Origin of the sequence: Pristimantibacillus sp. PTI5 (assembly GCF_048572955.1) — a bacterium.
In the GTDB taxonomy this organism is placed as follows: Bacteria; Bacillota; Bacilli; order Paenibacillales; family Paenibacillaceae; genus Pristimantibacillus.
On the sequence record NZ_CP183886.1, the window covers coordinates 6,571,079 to 6,592,530 of the forward strand.

The window sequence follows — 21,452 nt, forward strand, 5'->3', positions numbered from 1 at the left end:
AACGATGGGCAAAAATGTTCAGGAGACCATGGCGTCTCCTCTTGTGTGGCATCCTCAAACGCCAGCGGAGGCGTGGATTTTGAAACAAACCCACGGAACGGATGGCGTATATATTTCGGGAGGTACCTTGCTCCGCACGCATTGGGAATCCGGCTCGGCTGCAATGCCGAAGCATTTAATCGATTTAAGCGCCGTGAAAGGTCTGAATGAAATGAGAGTCGGCGAGACTGGTCTTCTGATCGGAGGCCAAATGAGCCTGCAGTCCTGTCGGACGGATGATTTTCTTTTGCGCCATTTTCCGATGGTCACCGAGGCTATTCGAGGGATTGCCGCTCCATCCATTCGCCAATTGGCAACAATAGGGGGCAATGTCGCTTCCCATATCGGTGATTCGCTGCCCGCTCTGCTCGCGTACGATGCCGAAGTAATCTGGTTTAACGGGACTGCGGAGCAGCGGGATATGCTGGCGGACTGGCTGCGCTTTGCAAATGATTCCAGCCAAGGAATGGAGAGGCTCCTCCTCGGAATTCAGCTTCCGTTCTATGAGCAGTCGGAGGCGGGAGAAGACGACACTGTAAGCGAGCAGGCTGCGGTCTCGAAAATAAGGCGTTTTTGCGCTTACCATAAAGTTGGGCGACGTGAAGCTTTCACGCCCTCTGTCGTAACGGGTGCTATTAACGGGGCACTATCGGATACGGGGATCGTCAAGGAGATTCGCATAGCGCTTGGCGGAGGACAAACGATCCCGCTTAGACTCGAGGATCTAGAGAAGGAGTTAACCGGAGAAGTCGTCGATACCGCATTGCTGCAGCATGCATACAATCGAATTCTGCAGCTGTATGAGCCGCGCGAGGATTTGTTCGCATCGGCCGGTTATCGAAAAAAGACAGCGGCAAACGTCATCGTAAGCGAGCTTTGGAAGGCAGCCCGGAACGAAGCGCAAACAGGGGGAGTAAGCGTATGCTCTTAAACCGATCAAGCAGCGGGGGCCGATGGCGCATTCGCCCGGACGGCCTAGCCAAAGTGACAGGAAGCTTAGCTTATTTAACGGATATGACCCATGATGAAATGCTATATGGGCTAGTCCTTCGCAGTGAATATCCGCATGCCCGCATCCTATCAATCCATACGGACAAGGCAATGCAATTGCCAGGTGTCCACGCGGTGCTAACCTATTTGGACGTTCCCGGACTAAATGCTTTCGGAATCGCTCATCCGGATCAGCCGGTTTTATGCGAGGATTTTGTGCGCTACGTCGGCGATGCGCTTGCCGCGGTGGCGGCAGAGTCGCTTGCCATAGCACAACATGCGCTTGAGCTGATCGAGTTGGAATACGAAATTTTGCAAGTAGTGGATGATCCCGAAAAGGCGCTCTTGCAAGATGCGCCGAAGCTGCATCCCCAGGGGAACGCGATGCACCGGACCTCATTCTCCAGGGGGGTTCCGGACGAAGGCTTTAAACAATGTGCGCATATCGTGGAAGAGACCTACGTTACTCCTCGGCAAATGCATACCTACATGGAAACGGAAGGTGGCTTATTCGTTTCTTGCAATGACGGACGGTTGACGGTTTACTCGCCTACGCAGCATGGGTTCATGGATCGCATGCAGCTGGCCCGGATTCTTTCGAAGCCGCAGGAAGACATTCGAATCGTATCGAGTCCCATCGGAGGCTCTTTCGGCGGGAAGGATGAGCTGAACGTGCAGCCCTACGGGGCACTGCTGGCCGTGAAGACAGGCAGACCGATCAAGATGCATAATTCACGCCAAGAATCGGTTCGCGCCGGCTTAAAACGCCATCCCATGAAAATAACGATGAAAACAGGCGTAGATGAGAAGGGCAAATTGGTGTCGCATCAAGTTTACATCATATCGGACACCGGGCCCTATTCAACGCTGGGGGCAGAGGTGCTGAATTTCGCGACCGAGCATGTCATTGGCCCTTATAAGTACGGGCATTTGGATGTTAAAGGCGTATCGGTATTTACGAACAACGGAATGTCCGGGGAATTCCGGGGGTTTGGCGGCAACCAGGCGATTTTCGCATTGGAGGGTCAAATGGATCGCCTAGCGGAACGTCTGGGCATGGAGCCATGGGCTTTCCGGAAGCTGAATATGCGGCAATTAGAGGATCCGGGCCCATTCGATCAGCCGATTGCCATGACGGAGGGGGCCGAGCAGGTATGGCGGGCCATCGAAAAGAGTGATTTGTGGCAGGAGAGGCCGGCTTCGAAAGAGCCGGAATCGCCGGGCTCAGAACCGTGGATAAAAACGGGAATCGGCGCTGCGTTTACGATGCATGGCGCAGGACTCGGCGTGGGTATTCCCGATCCCGCCGGCGGGCGATTGGCGCTTGCACCCGACGGGAAAATCGAAGCGGTATTCGGCTACGAGGAGTTCGGCCAAGGCCTCATCGCAACGCTGGAGCAAATGCTTATCGAACAGTATGGCTTTGGCGCGGGAGATATCCGGATCCTAATCGGCGATACCGATATTGTGCCTGACAGCGGATCTACGACGGCTTCGCGCGCGACTGCGATGATGTGGAAGACGCTGCAAAGGCTGAAGAAGCCATTTACGGAGCAGCTGCTCATGCGGGCAGAAACGCTGCTGAACCGTTCCGCGGAGGAGCTCCGACTTAGTGAAGGCGGAATAAGAGGCGTATCGCATGAGTCGCTGCTGCTTACCTATGAGGAGCTCGCAAAAGGCGATCAACCTCCGATCCGCTGCGAAACTTCTTTTTCCTTCCCGATATCTTCAACAGACCGGGTAGGCGCCCATTTTATGTACACTTATTCAGCTGTCGCGGTCAAGGTCGAGCTTAACGCGCTGACGGGACGAGTGAAGGTACTGCAGCAATATCATGCGGTTGCAGCCGGGCCGGTCGTAAATCCGCAGGGCTATCTCGGGCAAATCGAGGGCGGCAGCAGCATGGCTCTTGGCTTTACGATAATGGAGGATGCCGTGATGGATAAGGGACATTATATCACGCGTAACCTGGATACGTATTTGGTGCCGACGATTGTTGACCAGCAGGGACTGGTGGAGGTCGAGCCGATTGAGCATTTGCCGGAAAATGACGAATACGGCCCGCGCGGCATTGGCGAGGTCGGGTCCGTAACCTTGGCGCCGGCCATAGCTGCAGCAGTACGCCAGGCAAGCGGCAAATGGGTGACAAAATTACCGATTGAGCCGAGTTTCTTGCAGGAGGAACCATTTTTTCTGAAGAAGGAGTGATCGGCATTGAGCGATATTACTGAACCTGTTCAAACGCCGTTTGCGCTCCAATGCATCATTAACGGCAGCGATCAAACGATGGAGACGGAGGCATCCGCCAGGCTGCTCACCCTGATTCGGGATGAGCTGGGGCTAACTGGCACGAAGCGTTCATGTGAAATCGGCCGCTGCGGCGCATGCATGGTGCTGATGGACGGGAAAGCCGTTAATTCTTGCTTAACGATGGCATATCAATGCTCGGGAAAAAGCATCACGACGATCGAAGGGATAGCTGAAGGCGGAATCGACCCGATTCAGCAAGCATTTCTGGAGGAGGGCGGCTTTCAATGCGGTTATTGCACACCGGGCATGATCGTAACGGTTAAAGCGCTGCTGGATGGCCATCCAAATCCCTCGGATGACGAGATCGCTGAAGCCTTATCGGGAAATATTTGCCGCTGTACCGGCTACGGCGGGATATGGCGGGCAGTAAAACGAGCCATGGAAGGGAGGCGTCCAACGACATGACAAATCGGAATCCGCATTTATTTTATTTATTGGAAAGCATCGAAGTGTCGCGGAAGGCCAGGGAAGCCGGGAATACGCCTTTTGGCGCGATATTGGTAAACGCAGAAGGCGAAATCGTGCTCAAGCAGGGGAATGTGGAAATTACGGAGTCCAACTGCACCGGCCATGCAGAAAGAACGCTTATGGAAGCAGCGTCGAAACGATACAGCAAAGACGAGCTTTGGCGATTTACGCTCTACACGACGGCAGAGCCATGCGCGATGTGTGCCGGCTCCATTTATTGGGGAAATGTCGGCACGGTCGTTTACGGCATTTCCGAAAAACGCTTGGCGCAGTTAACGGGTGATGATGAACAAAACCCGACGCTGGATTTACCCTGCCGCATCGTATTTGCACAGGGAAGAAAGGCCATTCAAGTCTTCGGCCCGTTTCCGGAGGTTGAGGAAGCAGCCGTGGCTGTCCATGAGGGGTATTGGACATGAAACTAACGATGGAACAAATAAACGGGAGCAGTCGCGAGCAATTCATCGAGTGGCTTGGCGCGATTTTTGAGCATTCGCCGTGGGTGGCATCCTCCGCTTTTCACGCTAGGCCATTTGATTCCGTTCATGCCCTGCATACCGCGATGATCAATGTCGTACGTGAATCCCGGGCCGAGACGATCCTTGATTTATTGCGCGCGCATCCCGATCTCGGAACGCGGCTCGCGGTTGCGGAGTTCTCCGCTTTGGAGCAGCAGGGTGCTGGCCTTGACCGGTTACCGGCAGAGGAGTATGCGCATTTCTACGGCTTAAATCAGACCTATGTCCATACGTTTGGATTCCCGTTCATTCTCGCGGTGAGAGGAAAGAACAAGGAACAAATCCTTGAAGCGATGGAAGCGAGAGTTCGGAATTCTACTGCGGAAGAAATGGAGCAGGCCTTGCGTGAAATTGAGAAAATATCCGGGTTTCGATTAAAAGATCTCATCATAGAGTAGAGAGAGGACGGAGGATTATGCTAAAATTACGCAGCGGCCGCACGCTTTATTATGGAAAAGGGGATGTGCTGAGCTATCGGACCTACGCCGTCCCGCTCGTTGTCCAAGCGATACCCCAATCGCCGTTTACAGGTGACAGCAATATTATTTTTGCCCATAACATAACTTTCTCGGTCAGCAGCGAGGTTCTGCTGACCTCGTTCACCGAAGGGGACAATTCGCAGGTCGTAGCAACGGACTCGATGAAAAATTTCATTTTGCGCCAAACGGCAGGATTTGGCGGAAGCACGACAGAGGGACTCATCGCGTTCATCAGCGAACGATTTCTGGAGCGTTACCCGCATATTGATGCCATTGAAATTAAAGCCGACCGCCTCCCGTTCAGCCCCGTCACGGTAGCCGAAGGAAGCGGCTGGAGCGACAGTCCGCTCGTGTTTCGCCGTTCGCATAATGAACATGCCAGCGCATCGCAAAAATGGATACGCACAGGCGGCGGTATCTCGCTCGCGGAGCAAGAAAGCGCATTGTCGCATATTCAGCTTATTAAGGTAAGCGGAAGCTCGTTTTACGGCTTCGTACGCGATGAATATACCACCTTGCCCGAGAGCTTCGACCGCCCTTTGTTTATATTCCTGGATATCTTTTGGACTTATGAGGAAGCTGAGGATGCATCTGACTGCACCCGCAGCCGCTATGTTCCTTCCGAGCAGATTCATGACCTGGCCCATACGCAGTTCCATTCCGAAAATTCGCCGTCTATTCAATATTTAATCTATCAAATTGGAATCAGCATTTTAAAAACCTTTCCGCAGCTGGCTGAGGTTCGTTTCGAATCGAATAACCGTACCTGGGAGACGGTCGTCGAGCCGGAAAACGCGACGGCTGCAGGTGTATACACGGAGCCTCGTCCGCCCTATGGCTTCCAAGGCTTCACTCTGACGAAGGCTGATTTGGAGGAGGGGGGAGAGCCGTCATGAGCGGCCGGATAACGACGCATGTGCTGGATCTAGCAGGCGGAAAACCCGTTGCGGGAATATCGCTAGAGCTGTGGTATTTAGGCGCGGCAGCGGGAGCGGAGCAGTCTCCCAGTCTCATTGGCGCGTATAAAACGAATGCAGACGGGCGAATTGATCAGCCTCTTCTGGCAGGGGATGAGGTGCAGCCGGGGGTTTACGAGCTTATCTTTGCTGCAGGCGAATATTTTGGCCGTATGGAGCATCTGTCTGCAATCAAAGAAAGTATATTTGATTTTATTCCGATTCGATTCCGTATTCAGGATGCAAGTAAGCACTATCATGTGCCTTTATTAGTAGCTCCCGGAGGGTACAGTACGTATCGCGGGAGCTAGATTCCGCTTCGGGATGTATATGAGCGGTAACGAAGGTGAATGAATATACCGAAAGGGGATTTGGCGATGACGTTGAAAAATGAACAATCGGCAGCTGTAAGGACGTTATTGTCGCAGCTGCCAAAGGTCGATTTGCATGTGCATCTAGACGGAAGCGTAAAGCCGGAAACATTACGAGAGCTTGCTAACGAGCAAGGAAATCCATTATCGGTCAGCTCGCATGAGGAGCTGATCAATCATATGCAGGTAAGCGAGCACTGTGAGAGTTTAACGGAATATTTGAGCAAGTTCAGTTATGTACTGCCTTATTTGCAAACCGGAGCAGCGCTGGAGAGAGCGGCATTCGAGGTTGTTGAGCAGGCTGCCATGCAGCGCATTCATTATATCGAGGTGCGCTTCGCGCCTCAGCTCCATCGCATGGAGGGATTAACCCTTCATGAAGTTATCGATTATGTTATTCACGGGCTGCAGCGCGGGGAGCAAGCTTTTGGAATGACGGCGAGAGCAATCATCATCTGTATGAGGAATCATTCCTATGATTTGAATAAGGACGTTGTTCTAGAAGCAGCGCGATTTTATAAAAAAGGGGTCGTTGCCGTTGATTTGGCTGGCGACGAGGCTTCTTATCCGGCGGAGCTGTTCCAGCAGCTGTTCGCGGATGTTCGTCAGCACGGAATGCCGGTGACGATTCATGCGGGCGAGGCAGCCGGCGCGGAAAATGTAAAAGTCGCCATCACAAGCTTGGGCGCCGTGAGAATCGGTCATGGCGTACGGATGCTGGAAGACCCCGAAGTCGTTTCTCTTGTCAAAGAGCGCCAAATTCCGCTTGAGATGTGTCCGCTAAGCAATCTGCAGACAAAGGCTGTCCCAAGCTGGGACGCCTATCCGCTACGCCGATACTTAGAGCAAGGGATTGCCGTTACGGTAAACACGGATAATATGACAGTTTCGGACACGACGATCCAGAAGGAATACGAGTTGCTGATGGAGCATCTTGGACTTTCGTTGACCGAGGTGGCCCACTTGATCATGAATGGCGTCCACGCGGCATTTTTAACGGGCAACGAGAAGGATTCGCTGATCAGAAGGTATGAAGAAGAATTAAGGGCCTTGGGCTTGGAAGTATAGGAATCAAAAAAATGCTTGTTAAGATCATAGAGGCTTCACGTCAGATATTGGACGTGGAGTCTTTTTTGTTAGCTGTGTGCAAGATGGTTTCGAAATAAAAGCAATGTTGCTATACTGAAAGGAATTATTGTGATATTCCGGATAATCATGGAGGTGATCCAGACATGATGAAATTACGCGATGGCATTTTGGGGCTATGCGTCGGCGACGCGCTAGGGGTCCCCGTCGAATTTCTGTCACGTCAAGCTTTACAGAAAAAACCATTAACGGATATGGTCGGTTATGGCACGCATTCGCAGCCGGCAGGAACATGGTCTGATGACAGCTCACTCGTCTTTTGCCTAATGGAAAGTGCAGCAGCTTTTCCTCAAATCGATCTTTATGATCTCGCGGAAAGGTTTGTTAAGTGGCTGGAGCATGGCTATTGGACGCCGCATGGCGAGACCTTTGATGTCGGAATCGCAACAGCTGCGGCAATCGGAAGGTACAAACAAATGTGCATCCGACCTGATCTGGCAGGCGGAACACAGCTTCAAGACAACGGAAACGGTTCGTTAATGCGTATACTGCCGCTCGCTTACGTATTGAAGGAAGAAACCCCCGAGGATCGGCTTGCTGTCGTTTCCAAGGTTTCCGCGATCACGCATGCGCATCAGATCTCAATAATGGCATGCGCCATTTACCTAGAGCTTGCGATTCATTTGATTGACGGCTTAGATCCGGAGACAAGCATGCGGAATATGAGAGAGACGGCAGCGGAGCTATTCATGGAAGGACATCCTGCGCATAAGAAATGCTTTGAGCGCGTGCTTGAAGGTGATTTGTCGCTTTTAAAGCAGGAGGAAGTGCAGTCTTCCGGATATGTCGTACACACGCTGGAAGCAAGTATTTGGAGTTTGCTGACCACAGGCAGCTTCGCCGAAGCCGTCCTTCGGTCTGTGAATTTGGGCGAGGATACGGATACGACAGGGGCAGTTACCGGCGGCTTGGCAGGTATCTACTACGGCTTGGATGCCATTCCGGAAAACTGGCTTCAGCAGCTGGCTCGACGTGAAGAGATTGAAGAGTTGTGTAGCCGCTTTGAACAAGCAATGGGCTAAACTACATAAGGAGGTGACGGGATGACACAGCAGGCCACGCGGGCAAAACAAATATTTACCGGCCATTACGGCAATTATTTTCAAATGCATCGCGAAGGAAATTACGAGGAGTATAAGACTTACGAGATAACGAAGGAACAAGAAACCGCTTGGTATGCGGAATTAATCGAAATGAACGTAAACGGGCTTTCCATTCGAAACTGGGATGCAGTGATTCAACTGCTCTTGGTCGCAAAAAACTATCCGGACAGCCGTATTTTAGATGGCATCATCGCATTCGCCTCCCGGCATGTCATGTCCTCGGACAGCATCGTAAAGCTCATGTACGCCGAGCATATTATTGAAATCATAAAGCTGGTCAAGAGCAAAGCAGAAATCGAACTTCTTCATAGGGCGTATAAAACCGCTGCTCAAATCTTGGATGACGTTATGTCAAAACCATTGATTGTCGATCCGGGCCATGACTTGCAATCCTTGGGCCTAAAGGATAAAAGGTCTCTGAATCTGCGTGCGGGTAAAAATATAGAAGTTATTAAAGAGCTGCTGGCTTCGGATCATTAAGTTAGGTTATTTTGCGCCGCGCAGGATTGGCCAAATAAAACTTGAATATGGAGGTGCAGACGTGATGGGAAAAGTTGAACTGACGGTTGTTTCGCCTGAAAATGAAGACTTACGGCAGCTGATCCGTCATCTCGATATGGATTTACTTCAGCGCTATCCTGCGGAGGAAATATTCGGCATTGATTTCTCGGATGCCAAGGTTAACGATATCTTATTCATCGTTGCTTATGAAAACGGAACGCCAGTCGGATGCGGGGCCATAAAGCCGATTGATGAAGCTGCCTGCGAGCTGAAAAGGTTTTTCGTGGAAGAAGCTTACCGGAATAAAGGGATAGCGAAACAAATCTTATCGGAGCTGGAAGACAGGGCGAGACGAATGGATTTTCGCAGCATAAAGCTGGAGGCGGGGGAAGGACAGCCCGAGGCATTAAACTTTTATAGGAAGCATGGCTACGGTTTGATCGATCGATTCGGTCCTTATGTGAATTGTGAAAGCAGTGTTTGTTATGAGAAAAAGCTGTAACTGCTGATGGGGGTTGTAGGCATGAGCGACAGAATCCGTTATATCCGGGAAGAAGAGAAAAAGTATCATGAAGCCTGTTATGAGCAAAACCGATTATTCGAAGAAGGCTCATGGCTGCATAAGCCAGTAAAAACCGTTTTAAATTTGCTTGCTTTATTCGATGGTGCCGAACCTCTTTCTGTACTGGACTTAGGCTGCGGAGTCGGGAGAAACAGCATTCCGATTGCGAAGGCAATCCAAGAGCATCATAGAAATGGCCAAGTGGTTTGCGTCGATCTGTTGGAATCGGCATTGCTCAAGCTCAGCTCCTACGGCAGGCAGCATGGCGTAAGCGAGTGGTTAAAGCCGGTTGCATGCGATATTGGAAATTATGCGATTCCGTTGAAGGAATTTGATTATATCGTCGCTGTTTCCTCGCTTGAGCATGTAAGAACGGAAACAGAGCTTAAGGAAGTTTTGGGCCAAATGAACAGAGGCACGAAAGCAAAGGGAATAAACTGTATCATATTGAATACGAACATAGTAGAGCTTGATCAGCAGAGCGGGGAAAGCTTGCTTCCGCTTGTCGAGATAAACCTGGCTACAGCGGCTGCTGAGCAATTGCTGCGAGAGGCCTATTCAAGCTGGGAGATATTGGACACGCACGTAAAACCTTTGACATTTTCAATCGTTAGAAACGAACGGGCTATTTTGTTGAAAAGCGATTGCTTGACGTACGTAGTCAGGAAAATGGAGAGTAGATCGGGTGAACAATAATAGGAATGGGGGAGTTACCGTGGATTTTAATACTCCGAATAATGCTTCATCTGCACAATCGGCGCTAAAAAGCCATTATATCCAAAGCTGGAATCATATCGCATGGGCAAACGAACAAGTCATTGAAGCCCTTCAAAAGAGCGGGCAACCGTTACCGTTAGCTAAACCGTTAAGCTTGCTTTGCCATATTCTTTCGGCGGAGAAGGTATGGCTTACTCGCATAAACGAGGAGGACGCTTCCAATATTTCCATTTGGCCAACCTATTCCTTAGAGGAATGCGTGCATTTGGCAGAACAAAATAAAAAAGGATATCAAGCGTTGTTTAATCGACTTGGCGAAGCTGATTTTGCTGCTGTTATCTCGTATAAAAATAGTCAAGGAACGCCGTTTTCGACGGTGTTAAGCGATATTTTGACCCATGTTTCACTGCATGGCAGCTATCATCGCGGTCAAATCGCTTCGCAGCTAAGGGAAGCGGGCTTTGAGCCTGCGGCGACGGATTACATCATCTACATCAGACAGCAGCAGCTCGAATAACTGACCGCCGAAAATGAATTTGAAGTTGAATATCGCGCGGGTAATCGTTAGTATAGAACAGTGATAGCTGTTACATAATGGGGTGTTGCTCGTGATCATTTGGATTAATGGCGCCTTTGGGGCGGGTAAGACGCAGACTGCGCATGAATTGCATAGAAGATTGGAAAATTCATACCTTTACGATCCGGAAAACGCGGGTTATTTTATCAGGAAGAATACGCCAAGCTCGACGCATAAAAGCGACTTTCAACAATATCCCATGTGGAGAGACATGAATTATGCGATGCTGAAGCATCTGGACGAGGACTATGGCGGGATCATTATTGCGCCAATGACGCTCGTAGATCCCCTTTATTTTGATGAAATTGTAGGACGCCTCCGAGATAACGGGGCTGACGTTCATCATTATGCGCTATGCGCTTCTGAGGCCACGATAAAGAAAAGGCTTAGGAGCAGAGGCGAGCGTCCAAATTGTTGGGCGGAGCAGCAGTTGGCAAGATGCGTGAGCGGGCTCGCTGATGCTCGATTCGGGCATCATGTAGATACGGAGCATTCATCGGTCAGCGAGATTGCAGAGCAGATTGCGGAAATGTCAAAGCTCAGCTTACTGCCGGATCACAGAAGCAACATCAAGAAAGCGTATGACCGCGTTCTAACGCAGGTTAAACATATACGATTTTAAGCAGGGAAGTACAACTAGGAGGAACAGCATGTCTAACTTAATGAACAACAAAGTAATCGTAATTATGGGTGTCGCCAATGACCGCAGCATTGCATGGGGAGTTGCGAAGTCGCTGCATAATCAAGGGGCTAAGCTAATTTTCACCTACCGCAAAGAAAGATCGTTGGATAAGCTGAACAAGCTGCTTGAGCAGCATCAAATTGATGCGCTGCAAAAGGTATCCTGCGATGTGCTCGATGATAACAGCATTACGGCGGCCTTTGAAGAAATACAAAAAAACACGGGCGTCATTCATGGCGTGGTTCATTCCGTTGCTTTTGCCGATAAGGATGAGCTTCAGGGAGAATACGTTGACACGACGAGAGAAGGTTATTTGCTGGCGCAAAACTCAAGCGCTTATTCCTTGGTCGCTGTTGCCCGCGAAGCGAAGAAGCTGATGACCGAAGGCGGCAGCATCGTAACCCAAACCTACATCGGGGCGGAGCGGGTCGTGAAAAACTATAACGTAATGGGCGTTGCGAAAGCCGCTCTCGAAGCCAGCGTGATGTATTTGGCCGAAGACCTTGGCAAATACGGCATTCGCGTAAATGCCGTTTCTGCCGGTCCAATTCGCACGCTTGCCGCTAAAGGCGTTTCCGGCTTTAATGACATTATGTCCACGATAGAAGAAAGAGCTCCGCTTCGCCGCAATATTGACCAGGAGGAAGTTGGCGACGCAACGATGTTTTTGCTGAGCAGCTTATCCAGAGGCATAACGGGAGAAGTGCTTCACGTGGATGCCGGCTACCATATCCTCGGCTTGTAGGGTTAATAGAAGAAAAAGGCTCAGATCCGGTGTATGGATCTGAGACTTTTTTGTTTATTTAGCTTGCAGCGCGGCATTGATTTGTCGGTTGACGGCCTTCACATCAACGGATGCAACCGATGTATCCTGCAGCTTGTATTTTTCTTTTAAGCTGAGAATACGGTAAACGCTTTGATCCAGCATATCCTTCGTAATGATGCCGTCACGCGCGCTAAGCTTCAACGCTTTAAGTACTGAAACCTGCGTTTGATAATCATGGCCGACCAGAATCATATCACTGCCGGCTAGAATGGAGCGGACAGCCGCTTCTCCCACGTCGAAATGTCCGGTTATGCCGCCCATGGTCATATCATCCGTTATGACAACTCCATCATAACCCAAATCCACGCGCAGAATATCCGTGATCATCGTTTTGGAGAGCGAGGCCGGATCGTTTTTATCGATTTTCGGAATCAACAAATGTGCGATCATGATGGCATCCGCATCCTGCTTGATGGCTTCAACGAAAGGAAGCAATTCAAATGCTTGCAGCTCAGCCAAGGATTTGTTAACGACAGGCAGTTCTAAATGAGAGTCTACCGACGTATCCCCATGGCCAGGAAAATGCTTAACGACGGCTGCAACCTGCTTGGATTGGATCGCTTTCATCGTTTCGATGCCATGCATACTGACCGTCTCGGGATTGGTGCCAAAGGAACGATTGCCGATAACGGGATTATTTGGATTGCTGTTAATATCTAGTACCGGCGCAAAATCCATATTAAAGCCGAGTGCGCTAACCTCTGCGCCTAGTGCCTCGCCGATCTTACGGGTGTATGCGATGCGGTCTGCGCGTCCAACCTCGGCTGCCGGGGGAATTTTTGTGAATTCCGAAGGCATTCGGCTGACTTTTCCGCCTTCTTGATCGATGCTTAGCCAAAGCGGTGCTTGGCTGCCTGCATTTTTTTTCTTTAATTGATTCAGCAGTTTTACGGTTTGCGCAGCATCCGTAATATTATCTTTATATAAGATAAACCCGCTAACATGGTACTTATCGATCATCTCGCCCGCTTGCGCCTGCATCGTTGTGCCTTCCATGCCTACGAGCACCAGCTGGCCTATCTTTTCATCTAACGTCATGCTGGCTATTTGCTCCTTGAGCGGGTCTGCCGTTTCGGTCGGCGCAAGGGTTGGGGCGACGGTCGGATGAATTGTAGGCTGCGCAGCAGGACTTGCGCTGGGGCTTGGAATTGGTGAAGGCGCTATATGATTAGCCGCGTTATTCTGGCTGCAGCCGGAACAAATCATCAACAGCGCAAGGATGGAGACTGCTTGTTTAATCATCGAAAATTCCTCCCTCGATGCAATATCCCCTTGATCGGAGTTTCGCATACCTGACATCTATCAATAATCCTAACGTGAATACGAATTTATTTGTTGCAGATCCGTTGGCCGGGACATGATCAGCGGGTAACCTGTAATCGAATATTCCGCCTTTTCTTATCATAAGCTTTATAGGTCATGAATGCATCGGCTTACATGATAAAGGGTGAGGAGGCGGATTATGAAAGACCAATCGCGGGATGAACAAGCTTGGAATGCCCGAATTCCTCAGCCAATAAGGAAAAGCGACGGAGCGGGAAATGTGGACCGTGGTCCTCGTGATATTATGCGCGATATTGAAAATCCCGATATGTTCGTACCGCCCGTTACAGATGCAGGCCTGCTTCCCAATTTAAAATTCTCGTTTTCGGATACGCATATGCAGTTGAATCAAGGCGGCTGGTCGCGCGAAATTACCGTTCGCGATTTCCCGGTTTCAACGACGATCGCGGCAGTTAACATGAGCTTAACGGCTGGCGGCGTACGGGAATTGCACTGGCATCAGCAGGCGGAATGGGCTTACATGCTTATTGGCAGCGCACGAATTACATCTGTTGACCAAGCAGGCCGAAATTTTATTGCCGACATTGGAGAAGGGGATCTTTGGTATTTTCCGCCAGGCATTCCCCATTCGATTCAGGGACTGGAAAACGGATGTGAATTTCTGCTCGTTTTCGATGACGGCAGCTTCTCCGACCTAAATACGTTATCGTTATCGGATTGGTTCGCCCATACGCCAAAGGAAGTGCTATCAGCCAACTTCGGCGTACCGGAGAGCGCGTTCGATCACATTCCTAAAGAGCAAGTATATATTTATCAGGATCAGGTTCCCGGCTCTCTGGAGAGTCAGAAGGTCCAATCGCCTTACGGTACGATCCCGCTTTGCTTTACGCACCGCTTGTTAGCGCAGCCGCCGATCCGGACGCCGGGAGGCAGCGTACGTATTGTGGATTCCTCCAACTTTCCGATTTCGAAGACGATTGCAGCCGCTTTGGTTGAGGTGGAGCCCGGTGGAATGAGAGAGCTTCATTGGCATCCGAATAATGATGAGTGGCAGTACTATTTGGCCGGACAGGGGAGAATGACGGTATTTGCAGGTAACGGGATTGCCCGCACCTTTAATTACCGGGCAGGCGACGTAGGTTACGTTCCTTTTGCCAATGGTCATTACATTCAAAATACCGGCGATGATTCACTGTGGTTTTTGGAGATGTTCAAAAGCGACCGATTTGTGGATGTGTCTTTAAATCAATGGCTGGCCTTAACCCCGCGGGAATTGGTTCAGCGGAATGTGAATGTCGGGCCCGAGCTGCTTGATGCGCTTCACAAAGAAAAATGGCCAGTCGTCAAATACCCAGGTTTTACCTATGAACCGTAGAAAGCGACGGATGAACAAAAAAAAGACTTTCCTGCCAGCCGAAGGGCTGCTGGAAAGTCTTTTTTTATTGATTAAAGATGTTCTCTTCCAAGACATCCTGTTTGTTTCCGAACACTCTAACAATATGGTTTTCTCCCCATGCAGAGAGCGCGTCCAAAATACTTTTTAAGCTTTGTCCGTAATCGGTGAGCTGGTATTCAACTTTCGGAGGGACTTGGTTATAGACGATGCGTTCGATAATGCTTGCGTCCTCAAGCTCACGAAGCTGCTGCGTCAGCATCTTCTGGGTGATTTCCGGAAGCAGGCGCTTCAGCTCGCTTGTGCGCTTCTTACCGTGCGTCAAATGGCAGAGGATAATGCATTTCCATTTGCCTCCGATGATTTCAAGCGTCGCTTCTACCGGAACATTATATTTCTTTTTTATCAAAAGTCATTCTCCCTTACAGTATTTTATAGGTACTTTTAAGTACCTATAGTACTTTTAAGTACGTACTGTTCATTTTCTTTCACATAAACGATAATAACATTCATCGGCCGATCAATGCTACAACATAGATTAGATAAAAGAAATGGGATTGGGGAGAAGCTTTATGACAATAGAGAAAAAAAGAAGCACGTTAGCTCTTCTGGCTCTCGCGATCAGCGCTTTCGCAATCGGAACGACGGAATTCATTAGCGTCGGACTGCTGCCGCTTATTTCAGAGGATTTGAATATATCAGTTACGACGGCAGGCTTGACCGTTACGTTATATGCGCTGGGCGTTACTTTCGGAGCTCCTATTCTTACATCCTTAACGACCAGAATACCGCGTAAAGCTTTATTGCTTTGGATCATGGTCATTTTTATTATCGGCAATACGCTGGCAGCGGCTTCTTCTTCCGTTGAGCTTCTGCTAATTGCCAGAATCATATCCGCTCTCTCGCATGGCGTGTTTATGTCGATCGGTTCAACGATCGCTGCAGACGTCGTTCCCCCGAACCGAAGGGCGAGCGCTATTGCCATCATGTTTACGGGTCTTACCGTTGCTACGATAACGGGGGTTCCGATTGGAACGTTTATCGGGCAGCAGCTTGGCTGGAGAGCAGCCTTTGTCGCCATCGTAATCGTCGGAATTGTGGCTTTTGTTGCAAACAGCATTCTTGTTCCGTCCGATTTGCGAAAAGGAACGCATACAACGCTTGGTGAACAGTTCAAGCTGTTTACGAATGGACGATTGCTGCTTATCTTTATCATTACCGCATTAGGTTATGGCGGCACATTTGCAGTCTTTACTTATTTAACCCCATTGCTTCAGGAAATAACCGGATTTCAGGAGAAACATGTTACCGTGATCTTGCTTCTCTACGGCATCGCTATCGCGATAGGCAATGTGATTGGCGGAAAGCTTGCTAACCGGAAGCCGTTAAAAGCGTTATTTTATATGTTTATCGTACAAGCCGTCATTCTATTCTTGCTGACCTTTACTGCTCCGTTTAAAATAGCGGCATTGCTTACGATCGTGGCAATGGGGCTGTTCCATTTCATGAATGTGGCAGGGCTGCAGGTGTACGTAGTTATGCTTGCGGAACGGATCATGCCCGGCGGCGTTGACGTCGCATCTGCGATCAATATTGCTGCATTTAACGCAGGGATTGCAATTGGCGCTTATTTGGGAGGCGTCGTAACAGACTCGATGGGTCTCATTCACACCTCATGGTTTGGAGGCATTATGGTAATAGCGGCCGTCATCCTGACCGGCTGGAGCATGAAGCTTGAGCAAAAAGACAACACATCAGAAGTATTATCATAATTGGGAGGTTTTTATATCATGAAACATTTACAAGCAACGACGACATTGCATAACGGAACAGCCATGCCATGGTTTGGACTCGGCGTATTTAAAGTTGAAGAGGGAGCAGAGCTTGAAAACGCGGTAGCTGCCGCCATCAAGCATGGGTATAGAAGCATCGACACCGCGGCCATCTATGGCAATGAAGCCGGCGTTGGGCGAGGCATAGCGCTGGGCTTGCGGCAGGCAGGGATCGAAAGATCGGAGCTATTTGTTACTTCTAAGGTGTGGAATGCTGATTTAGGCTATGAATCGACCCTTGCGGCTTATGAAACAAGTCTAAATAAGCTCGGTCTGGATTACCTGGATTTGTATCTCATCCACTGGCCAGTGGAAGGGAAATTCCAAGAGGCATGGCGTGCTTTAGAAGCTTTGTATGAGCAAGGCAGGGTAAAAGCAATTGGCGTAAGCAATTTTCAAACGCATCATCTAGACACTTTAATGGCAGCCGCCAAAATCAAGCCTATGGTCAATCAGGTGGAGTATCATCCCCGTTTGACGCAGACGGAGCTAACGAGCTATTGCAAGCAGCATGGCATCCAGTTAGAGGCTTGGTCGCCGTTAATGCAAGGGCAGCTGCTCGAAAACCCGCTCCTTCTGGAAATCGCGGCAAGCTATCACAAAACAGCTGCTCAAATCATCCTGCGTTGGGATTTGCAAAACGGCGTGGTAACGATCCCGAAATCAACCAAGGAAGCCAGAATCGCTGCCAATGCGGATATATTTGATTTCGAGCTTTCCAGCGAGCACATGGAACAAATCAGCGGGTTGAATGAAAATGCCCGGGTAGGCCCGGATCCCGATAACTTCGATTTTTAAAATGGAACGAAAGACAAAGATTCATTTTCTTTGTCTTTTTTTCTGTTCATTTTTATCCTCTGCAGGAGTCTACTCAACCAAAGCCGCCATGTGATAAAATATTTCCAAGAAGAATGGGGAGATTTATCAAAATGCTGAAATACAATATTTGTTTTATTAAACGCGGCGAAGAAATATTGCTGCTCAATCGGGAGAGAGCAAGCTGGATGGGCTGCTGGAACGGGGTAGGCGGCAAGCTGGATCCTTCAGAGACGCCGCGAGCGGCCATGATCCGTGAGCTGGAAGAGGAAACGGGAATACAATCATATGAGCTGCACTTTAAAGGTTTGGTTACTTGGAAAGGCGATGATTTTGATTACGGCGGCATGTATGCTTATATCGCTGAGGTTCCGCCTGACTTGGTTTACCCGACACCGAGAAAAACGGATGAAGGCATATTAGATTGGAAAAAAATCGAATGGATTATGAACGCTGACAATGCCGGCATCGTGTCCAATATCCCGATAACCTTGCCATTTATGCTGGATGAGGCCAATTGCTTCGACCATCATTGTTTGTATAAGCAGGATAAGCTGCTCGAGATTGTTCATAGCGAAGTTTCCTCAAGCCTTGAAACCGACGATACGGTTAGGGCGCTTTATCTAGATAAGTACGCCTCCAAGCTGGAAGCGTGAGTCGAAGTTATTCTAATAATGCAAGATTTTCAGGATAGGGTTGATTTACATAGACCTTTAGGTTATTTTTTCTAAAGAGGATGTAAACACATAGAAATTAAAGAATAGAGGAATGACGTTGAAGTTTAGACCCTGTATCGATTTGCATGACGGGAAAGTGAAACAAATTGTCGGTGAAACGCTCAATACTGAAATCATAGAAAATTTTGTATCGAAGCAGAATTCTGCGTACTATGCGGAGCTCTTTAAAAAGGATGCGTTGACAGGCGGACATGTGATTATGCTTGGCGGCGGCAATGAAGGAGCTGCGGTATCCGCTCTCGAATCTTATCCGGGAGGCTTGCAAATCGGCGGCGGCATCACGGCGGACAATGCTGCCTTTTATTTGGAGAAGGGCGCATCGCATATCATCGTGACTTCTTATATTTTCAAGGATGGATTATTAAATGAAGACCATCTTGCCAAAATCGTATCAGAGGTCGGAAAGGATCGGTTAGTTATCGATCTTAGCTGCAAGGAGAAAGACGGCAAATGGTTCGTCGTAACGAATCAATGGAAGCAGTTCAGCGACTTTGAAGTGAACAAAGAGAATATTCAATTCCTTGAACAATATTGCAATGAATTTCTAGTTCATGCCGTGGATGTCGAGGGCAAGCAGCGCGGCATTCAGCAAAGTCTCGTCAGTGCGTTGGCGGACTGGGTAAGCATACCGGCCACATACGCCGGCGGAGCCAGATCGATTGCGGATATGGATCAATTTGATGAGCTATCGAACGGTAAGCTGGATATTACGATTGGCAGCGCGCTTGATATTTTCGGCGGTCATTTATCCTATGAAGAAGTGGTTGCATACAGCAAGCAGAAACAGATGTAACGGGTTTTAATCCCGTAATCTCCATGAGCCCGGCAGCTAGCTAACAATTTGTTGGCTAGTTTTTTTATGACCGATCAAATTACTTAAGGGCAGCAGCTTCAAAAATACAATACCAAGCTGGTATAGGGGGGAACGAAAGTTATGAGACCGGATCATTATAAGCTGATGTACGATTTTGTGAATTGGGCGGGGGAGCAATCGCATATTGAAGGAATAGCGTTGGTCGGCCCTTGCGCTGACGATGAGAACGAAGAAGATTCAAATCTGAGCTTTCTGATCATCACTCCCAAAAAGAAGAAAACGTTGGAGGCTATTCTCCAGCTTCCTTTTGAACCGATAGAGCAAGCCTCTCAGGAGGAATACGGACTGCTTACCTCCATTAAAGTTGTCTATGCAAGCGGAATGGAGGCCGATTACGGCGTTACCGGGGAAGAGTGGCTGCAGATGCCTTTAGAGGAAGAGCTGGGGGCAGCACTACTGAGCGGGTTTAAGGTTATTTGGGAAAGCGAGGAGCTTTTCGCCGGACTGCAAAGAGCAATTGCCCTTTATGCCATCGATAAGGAAATGTAAGAAGACTATCTGGTAATCTTTTTTAGTTGTATGATGATGGAAATGATTGGAGTGATAGGACAATGACGGACATTAAAGCGGTCATATTTGATCTGGATAACACTCTTCTAGATCGTTCGAGCACGTTCAAAGCTTTCGCAATCTCCTTTCTTCAACATTATTTTGGCCATTTGGAATCCCGTCAGCTGCTGCTAGGACGGATCAAGACGGCTATAAGGATAAGCGGGCGCTGTTTGAAGAACTGCTTGCGGAACTGCCATGGGCGAGCAAGCCGGCGCATTCGGAATTAATGCAATATTACAACGATCATTATGTGAAAAATGCCAAGTTAATGGAACATGCCCGGGATGTCATTAAACATATTCAAAGCAAATATAAAACCGCGCTTATTACGAACGGCAGAAAAGAGATCCAATACGGAAAAATCGATAACCTAGGATTAAGAGATTCCTTTGATTTCATTATTGTCTCAGAGGAAGCGGGTTATAAAAAACCGGATAAGCGAATTTTTGAAGCTGCCACAAACGCTCTATCATTACAGCCCGCTCAATGTATTTACATAGGCGACCATCCAGCAAATGATATTGAAGGCGCTTGTCAGGCGGGTTTATCCGCGATTTGGATGAAGGTGAACCAACCTTGGCGAGAAAACCTGATGGCGAAGCCGCTGCATACGATTTCGAAATTGAATGAGTTGTTAATCTTACTATGAGAGGATGAAGGTATGCGGATATTATTAACGAAGCAAGATTTGAACAGCAAGCAACTGTCATGGTTATGCGTAAAGCCCATATTGGAGGGGGTCAGAGGAAGAGAGCCTGCCATAAAAGCGGAAGCTTACAACCAGCTGAATGAGCATCAGAAAGCGTTATACCTTTTTTATGCATTTCATAATCATACGAATGTAGTCGCCGAATTTTATTGGTTTTCTTCTTACTTTATTGGTGAGCTCAAAGCTTGGCCGGAACTGATTAAAGGCTTATTGGCCTTTGAACTGAAGGAGCTTGAACAATTTTGCAAGGAGCTGGATCAGTGGGCTGCTTCTTGCTTTAAGCAATCAGATGGTACTTGGCGGTGTGCGGCGGTATCGGATCTGGATCTAGATGCGTCACTTCTAGCCGAAGTTATAGCATTATATGAACGATATGTTTTTTTGGCCGGGCAAAGCATCCTCATCATGAACCGCTATGTGCAAAACAACCTTGAGCGATTTTGTTTGATTACAGATGAAGAAGGAAGGATTACGATGGATGAAAAATATCCGATAGGCAAATTTAATTGGACAGGCGAAATCCCGGCGCTTCAGCGGGAGATTTGGATTGAGGAGATTGAAAAGCTGCCAGAGCGGCTGCGTGCAAGCCTTGAAGGGCTCACCGAGTTAGAGTTAGACACGCCTTACCGTGCCGGCGGCTGGAAAATAAGGCAGGTCGTCCACCATATAGCGGACAGCCATATGAACAGCTATATTCGTTTTAAGCTCGCATTAACCGAAGAAACCCCTACGATTAAACCCTATTATGAGGATCGCTGGGCAGAACTGCATGATTCTGTTCAAGCGGATATTGAGCTTTCTTTAACGCTCATCGAGCAATTGCACAAGAGATGGGTCATTTTGCTAAAGGGACTGTCGGAATCCGATTTTAAGAAATCCTTTTATCACCCTGAATCCAAGGAGACTTATCCACTGGATTATAATTTAGGCAATTACGCCTGGCATGGCAGCCACCATGTTGCCCATATTTGGGCAGGCAGAAACCGCATAGGGAAAGGATGAGCATTTAA

At 48.8% G+C, this 21,452-nt stretch carries 26 protein-coding genes; 24 read left to right on the top strand and 2 right to left on the bottom strand.

Annotated features, from left to right (window positions below):
• Positions 1–4 precede the first annotated feature (4 nt).
• The 15 genes from ACN6MW_RS29110 to fabI all read left to right on the top strand — a co-directional run bounded on the left by ACN6MW_RS29110 (position 5) and on the right by fabI (position 12,164).
• On the top strand, positions 5–970 hold the full coding sequence (locus ACN6MW_RS29110; RefSeq protein ID WP_419873235.1) for an FAD binding domain-containing protein: 966 nt from the start codon (positions 5–7) through the stop codon (positions 968–970).
• Positions 961–3,237, top strand: a complete 2,277-nt coding sequence (gene pucD, locus ACN6MW_RS29115) for a xanthine dehydrogenase subunit D (protein ID WP_419873236.1) — start codon at positions 961–963, stop codon at positions 3,235–3,237. The genes ACN6MW_RS29110 and pucD overlap by 10 nt, the downstream gene beginning before the upstream one ends.
• A 6-nt stretch (positions 3,238–3,243) precedes the next feature.
• Entirely contained in the window at positions 3,244–3,744 is a 501-nt protein-coding gene (locus ACN6MW_RS29120; protein WP_419873237.1) for a (2Fe-2S)-binding protein, read from the top strand.
• Entirely contained in the window at positions 3,741–4,226 is a 486-nt protein-coding gene (locus ACN6MW_RS29125; protein WP_419873238.1) for a nucleoside deaminase, read from the top strand. The genes ACN6MW_RS29120 and ACN6MW_RS29125 overlap by 4 nt, the downstream gene beginning before the upstream one ends.
• Entirely contained in the window at positions 4,223–4,723 is a 501-nt protein-coding gene (gene uraD / locus ACN6MW_RS29130; protein ID WP_419873239.1) for a 2-oxo-4-hydroxy-4-carboxy-5-ureidoimidazoline decarboxylase, read from the top strand. The genes ACN6MW_RS29125 and uraD overlap by 4 nt, the downstream gene beginning before the upstream one ends.
• A 17-nt stretch (positions 4,724–4,740) precedes the next feature.
• Positions 4,741–5,700: a factor-independent urate hydroxylase gene (pucL, locus tag ACN6MW_RS29135; protein ID WP_419873240.1), complete on the top strand. Its 960-nt coding sequence runs from the start codon at positions 4,741–4,743 to the stop codon at positions 5,698–5,700.
• On the top strand, positions 5,697–6,071 hold the full coding sequence (uraH, locus tag ACN6MW_RS29140; RefSeq protein ID WP_419873241.1) for a hydroxyisourate hydrolase: 375 nt from the start codon (positions 5,697–5,699) through the stop codon (positions 6,069–6,071). Before pucL ends, uraH begins: the two co-directional genes overlap by 4 nt.
• Before the next feature lie 66 nt (positions 6,072–6,137).
• Positions 6,138–7,199 (top strand): adenosine deaminase, encoded by a 1,062-nt coding sequence (add, locus tag ACN6MW_RS29145; protein ID WP_419873242.1) that lies wholly within the window; start codon positions 6,138–6,140, stop codon positions 7,197–7,199.
• Between the two features lie 164 nt (positions 7,200–7,363).
• On the top strand, positions 7,364–8,299 hold the full coding sequence (locus ACN6MW_RS29150) for an ADP-ribosylglycohydrolase family protein (protein WP_419873243.1): 936 nt from the start codon (positions 7,364–7,366) through the stop codon (positions 8,297–8,299).
• Between the two features lie 21 nt (positions 8,300–8,320).
• On the top strand, positions 8,321–8,860 hold the full coding sequence (locus ACN6MW_RS29155) for a hypothetical protein (RefSeq protein WP_419873244.1): 540 nt from the start codon (positions 8,321–8,323) through the stop codon (positions 8,858–8,860).
• Positions 8,861–8,924: 64 nt separating this feature from the next.
• On the top strand, positions 8,925–9,383 hold the full coding sequence (locus ACN6MW_RS29160; protein ID WP_419873245.1) for a GNAT family N-acetyltransferase: 459 nt from the start codon (positions 8,925–8,927) through the stop codon (positions 9,381–9,383).
• A 21-nt stretch (positions 9,384–9,404) separates the two neighbouring features.
• Positions 9,405–10,139, top strand: a complete 735-nt coding sequence (locus ACN6MW_RS29165; RefSeq protein ID WP_419873246.1) for a class I SAM-dependent methyltransferase — start codon at positions 9,405–9,407, stop codon at positions 10,137–10,139.
• Positions 10,140–10,158: 19 nt separating this feature from the next.
• On the top strand, positions 10,159–10,677 hold the full coding sequence (locus ACN6MW_RS29170; RefSeq protein ID WP_419873247.1) for a DinB family protein: 519 nt from the start codon (positions 10,159–10,161) through the stop codon (positions 10,675–10,677).
• A gap of 91 nt (positions 10,678–10,768) precedes the next feature.
• Complete coding sequence (locus ACN6MW_RS29175) at positions 10,769–11,359, top strand: AAA family ATPase (RefSeq protein WP_419873248.1); 591 nt, start codon at positions 10,769–10,771, stop codon at positions 11,357–11,359.
• 28 nt (positions 11,360–11,387) lie between these two features.
• Positions 11,388–12,164 (top strand): enoyl-ACP reductase FabI, encoded by a 777-nt coding sequence (gene fabI / locus ACN6MW_RS29180; protein WP_419873249.1) that lies wholly within the window; start codon positions 11,388–11,390, stop codon positions 12,162–12,164.
• Positions 12,165–12,218: 54 nt separating this feature from the next.
• Here the strand turns inward: fabI and nagZ are convergent, their stop codons facing one another.
• On the bottom strand, positions 12,219–13,487 hold the full coding sequence (gene nagZ, locus ACN6MW_RS29185; RefSeq protein WP_419873250.1) for a beta-N-acetylhexosaminidase: 1,269 nt from the start codon (positions 13,485–13,487) through the stop codon (positions 12,219–12,221).
• 220 nt (positions 13,488–13,707) lie between these two features.
• Here nagZ and ACN6MW_RS29190 point away from each other — a divergent pair, with 220 nt between their 5' ends.
• The gene (locus ACN6MW_RS29190) at positions 13,708–14,904 is read left to right on the top strand and encodes an oxalate decarboxylase family bicupin (protein WP_419873251.1); all 1,197 of its coding nucleotides are present in this window, start codon (positions 13,708–13,710) and stop codon (positions 14,902–14,904) included.
• Positions 14,905–14,968: 64 nt separating this feature from the next.
• Here ACN6MW_RS29190 and ACN6MW_RS29195 read toward each other — a convergent pair whose 3' ends face one another.
• Positions 14,969–15,331, bottom strand: a complete 363-nt coding sequence (locus ACN6MW_RS29195) for a winged helix-turn-helix transcriptional regulator (RefSeq protein WP_419873252.1) — start codon at positions 15,329–15,331, stop codon at positions 14,969–14,971.
• 163 nt (positions 15,332–15,494) lie between these two features.
• On the opposite strand from ACN6MW_RS29195, the gene ACN6MW_RS29200 reads away from it, so the two are divergent.
• From ACN6MW_RS29200 to ACN6MW_RS29235, 8 genes are all read left to right on the top strand, one after another.
• The gene (locus ACN6MW_RS29200; RefSeq protein ID WP_419873253.1) at positions 15,495–16,694 is read left to right on the top strand and encodes an MFS transporter; all 1,200 of its coding nucleotides are present in this window, start codon (positions 15,495–15,497) and stop codon (positions 16,692–16,694) included.
• Positions 16,695–16,709: 15 nt separating this feature from the next.
• Positions 16,710–17,552, top strand: coding sequence for an aldo/keto reductase (locus tag ACN6MW_RS29205; RefSeq protein ID WP_419876478.1), 843 nt, complete (start codon positions 16,710–16,712; stop codon positions 17,550–17,552).
• A gap of 131 nt (positions 17,553–17,683) precedes the next feature.
• Positions 17,684–18,226, top strand: a complete 543-nt coding sequence (locus ACN6MW_RS29210) for an NUDIX hydrolase (protein WP_419873254.1) — start codon at positions 17,684–17,686, stop codon at positions 18,224–18,226.
• A 118-nt stretch (positions 18,227–18,344) separates the two neighbouring features.
• The gene (gene hisA / locus ACN6MW_RS29215; protein ID WP_419873255.1) at positions 18,345–19,100 is read left to right on the top strand and encodes a phosphoribosylformimino-5-aminoimidazole carboxamide ribotide isomerase; all 756 of its coding nucleotides are present in this window, start codon (positions 18,345–18,347) and stop codon (positions 19,098–19,100) included.
• 141 nt (positions 19,101–19,241) lie between these two features.
• Complete coding sequence (locus ACN6MW_RS29220; RefSeq protein WP_419873256.1) at positions 19,242–19,670, top strand: hypothetical protein; 429 nt, start codon at positions 19,242–19,244, stop codon at positions 19,668–19,670.
• A gap of 62 nt (positions 19,671–19,732) precedes the next feature.
• Positions 19,733–19,960, top strand: a complete 228-nt coding sequence (locus ACN6MW_RS29225) for a hypothetical protein (protein WP_419873257.1) — start codon at positions 19,733–19,735, stop codon at positions 19,958–19,960.
• Positions 19,924–20,382 carry an HAD family hydrolase gene (locus ACN6MW_RS29230; RefSeq protein ID WP_419876479.1) on the top strand — a complete coding sequence of 153 codons (459 nt, stop codon included), beginning with the start codon at positions 19,924–19,926 and terminating at the stop codon, positions 20,380–20,382. Before ACN6MW_RS29225 ends, ACN6MW_RS29230 begins: the two co-directional genes overlap by 37 nt.
• Before the next feature lie 534 nt (positions 20,383–20,916).
• A complete protein-coding gene (locus tag ACN6MW_RS29235) occupies positions 20,917–21,444 on the top strand; it encodes a YfiT family bacillithiol transferase (protein ID WP_419876480.1) in 528 nt (175 codons plus the stop codon).
• The last annotated feature ends 8 nt before the right edge of the window (positions 21,445–21,452 follow it).

Coding starts and splice junctions, on each gene's coding strand:
- ACN6MW_RS29220 (WP_419873256.1), top strand. CDS start 19,242: ATGAGACCGGATCATTATAAGCTGATGTACGATTTTGTGAATTGGGCG.
- ACN6MW_RS29200 (WP_419873253.1), top strand. CDS start 15,495: ATGACAATAGAGAAAAAAAGAAGCACGTTAGCTCTTCTGGCTCTCGCG.
- pucD (WP_419873236.1), top strand. CDS start 961: ATGCTCTTAAACCGATCAAGCAGCGGGGGCCGATGGCGCATTCGCCCG.
- add (WP_419873242.1), top strand. CDS start 6,138: ATGACGTTGAAAAATGAACAATCGGCAGCTGTAAGGACGTTATTGTCG.
- ACN6MW_RS29110 (WP_419873235.1), top strand. CDS start 5: ATGGGCAAAAATGTTCAGGAGACCATGGCGTCTCCTCTTGTGTGGCAT.
- ACN6MW_RS29160 (WP_419873245.1), top strand. CDS start 8,925: ATGGGAAAAGTTGAACTGACGGTTGTTTCGCCTGAAAATGAAGACTTA.
- ACN6MW_RS29155 (WP_419873244.1), top strand. CDS start 8,321: ATGACACAGCAGGCCACGCGGGCAAAACAAATATTTACCGGCCATTAC.
- ACN6MW_RS29150 (WP_419873243.1), top strand. CDS start 7,364: ATGATGAAATTACGCGATGGCATTTTGGGGCTATGCGTCGGCGACGCG.
- ACN6MW_RS29125 (WP_419873238.1), top strand. CDS start 3,741: ATGACAAATCGGAATCCGCATTTATTTTATTTATTGGAAAGCATCGAA.
- fabI (WP_419873249.1), top strand. CDS start 11,388: ATGTCTAACTTAATGAACAACAAAGTAATCGTAATTATGGGTGTCGCC.
- ACN6MW_RS29225 (WP_419873257.1), top strand. CDS start 19,733: ATGACGGACATTAAAGCGGTCATATTTGATCTGGATAACACTCTTCTA.
- ACN6MW_RS29235 (WP_419876480.1), top strand. CDS start 20,917: ATGGATGAAAAATATCCGATAGGCAAATTTAATTGGACAGGCGAAATC.
- pucL (WP_419873240.1), top strand. CDS start 4,741: ATGCTAAAATTACGCAGCGGCCGCACGCTTTATTATGGAAAAGGGGAT.
- ACN6MW_RS29210 (WP_419873254.1), top strand. CDS start 17,684: ATGCTGAAATACAATATTTGTTTTATTAAACGCGGCGAAGAAATATTG.
- nagZ (WP_419873250.1), bottom strand. CDS start 13,487: ATGATTAAACAAGCAGTCTCCATCCTTGCGCTGTTGATGATTTGTTCC.
- uraH (WP_419873241.1), top strand. CDS start 5,697: ATGAGCGGCCGGATAACGACGCATGTGCTGGATCTAGCAGGCGGAAAA.
- ACN6MW_RS29190 (WP_419873251.1), top strand. CDS start 13,708: ATGAAAGACCAATCGCGGGATGAACAAGCTTGGAATGCCCGAATTCCT.
- ACN6MW_RS29165 (WP_419873246.1), top strand. CDS start 9,405: ATGAGCGACAGAATCCGTTATATCCGGGAAGAAGAGAAAAAGTATCAT.
- uraD (WP_419873239.1), top strand. CDS start 4,223: ATGAAACTAACGATGGAACAAATAAACGGGAGCAGTCGCGAGCAATTC.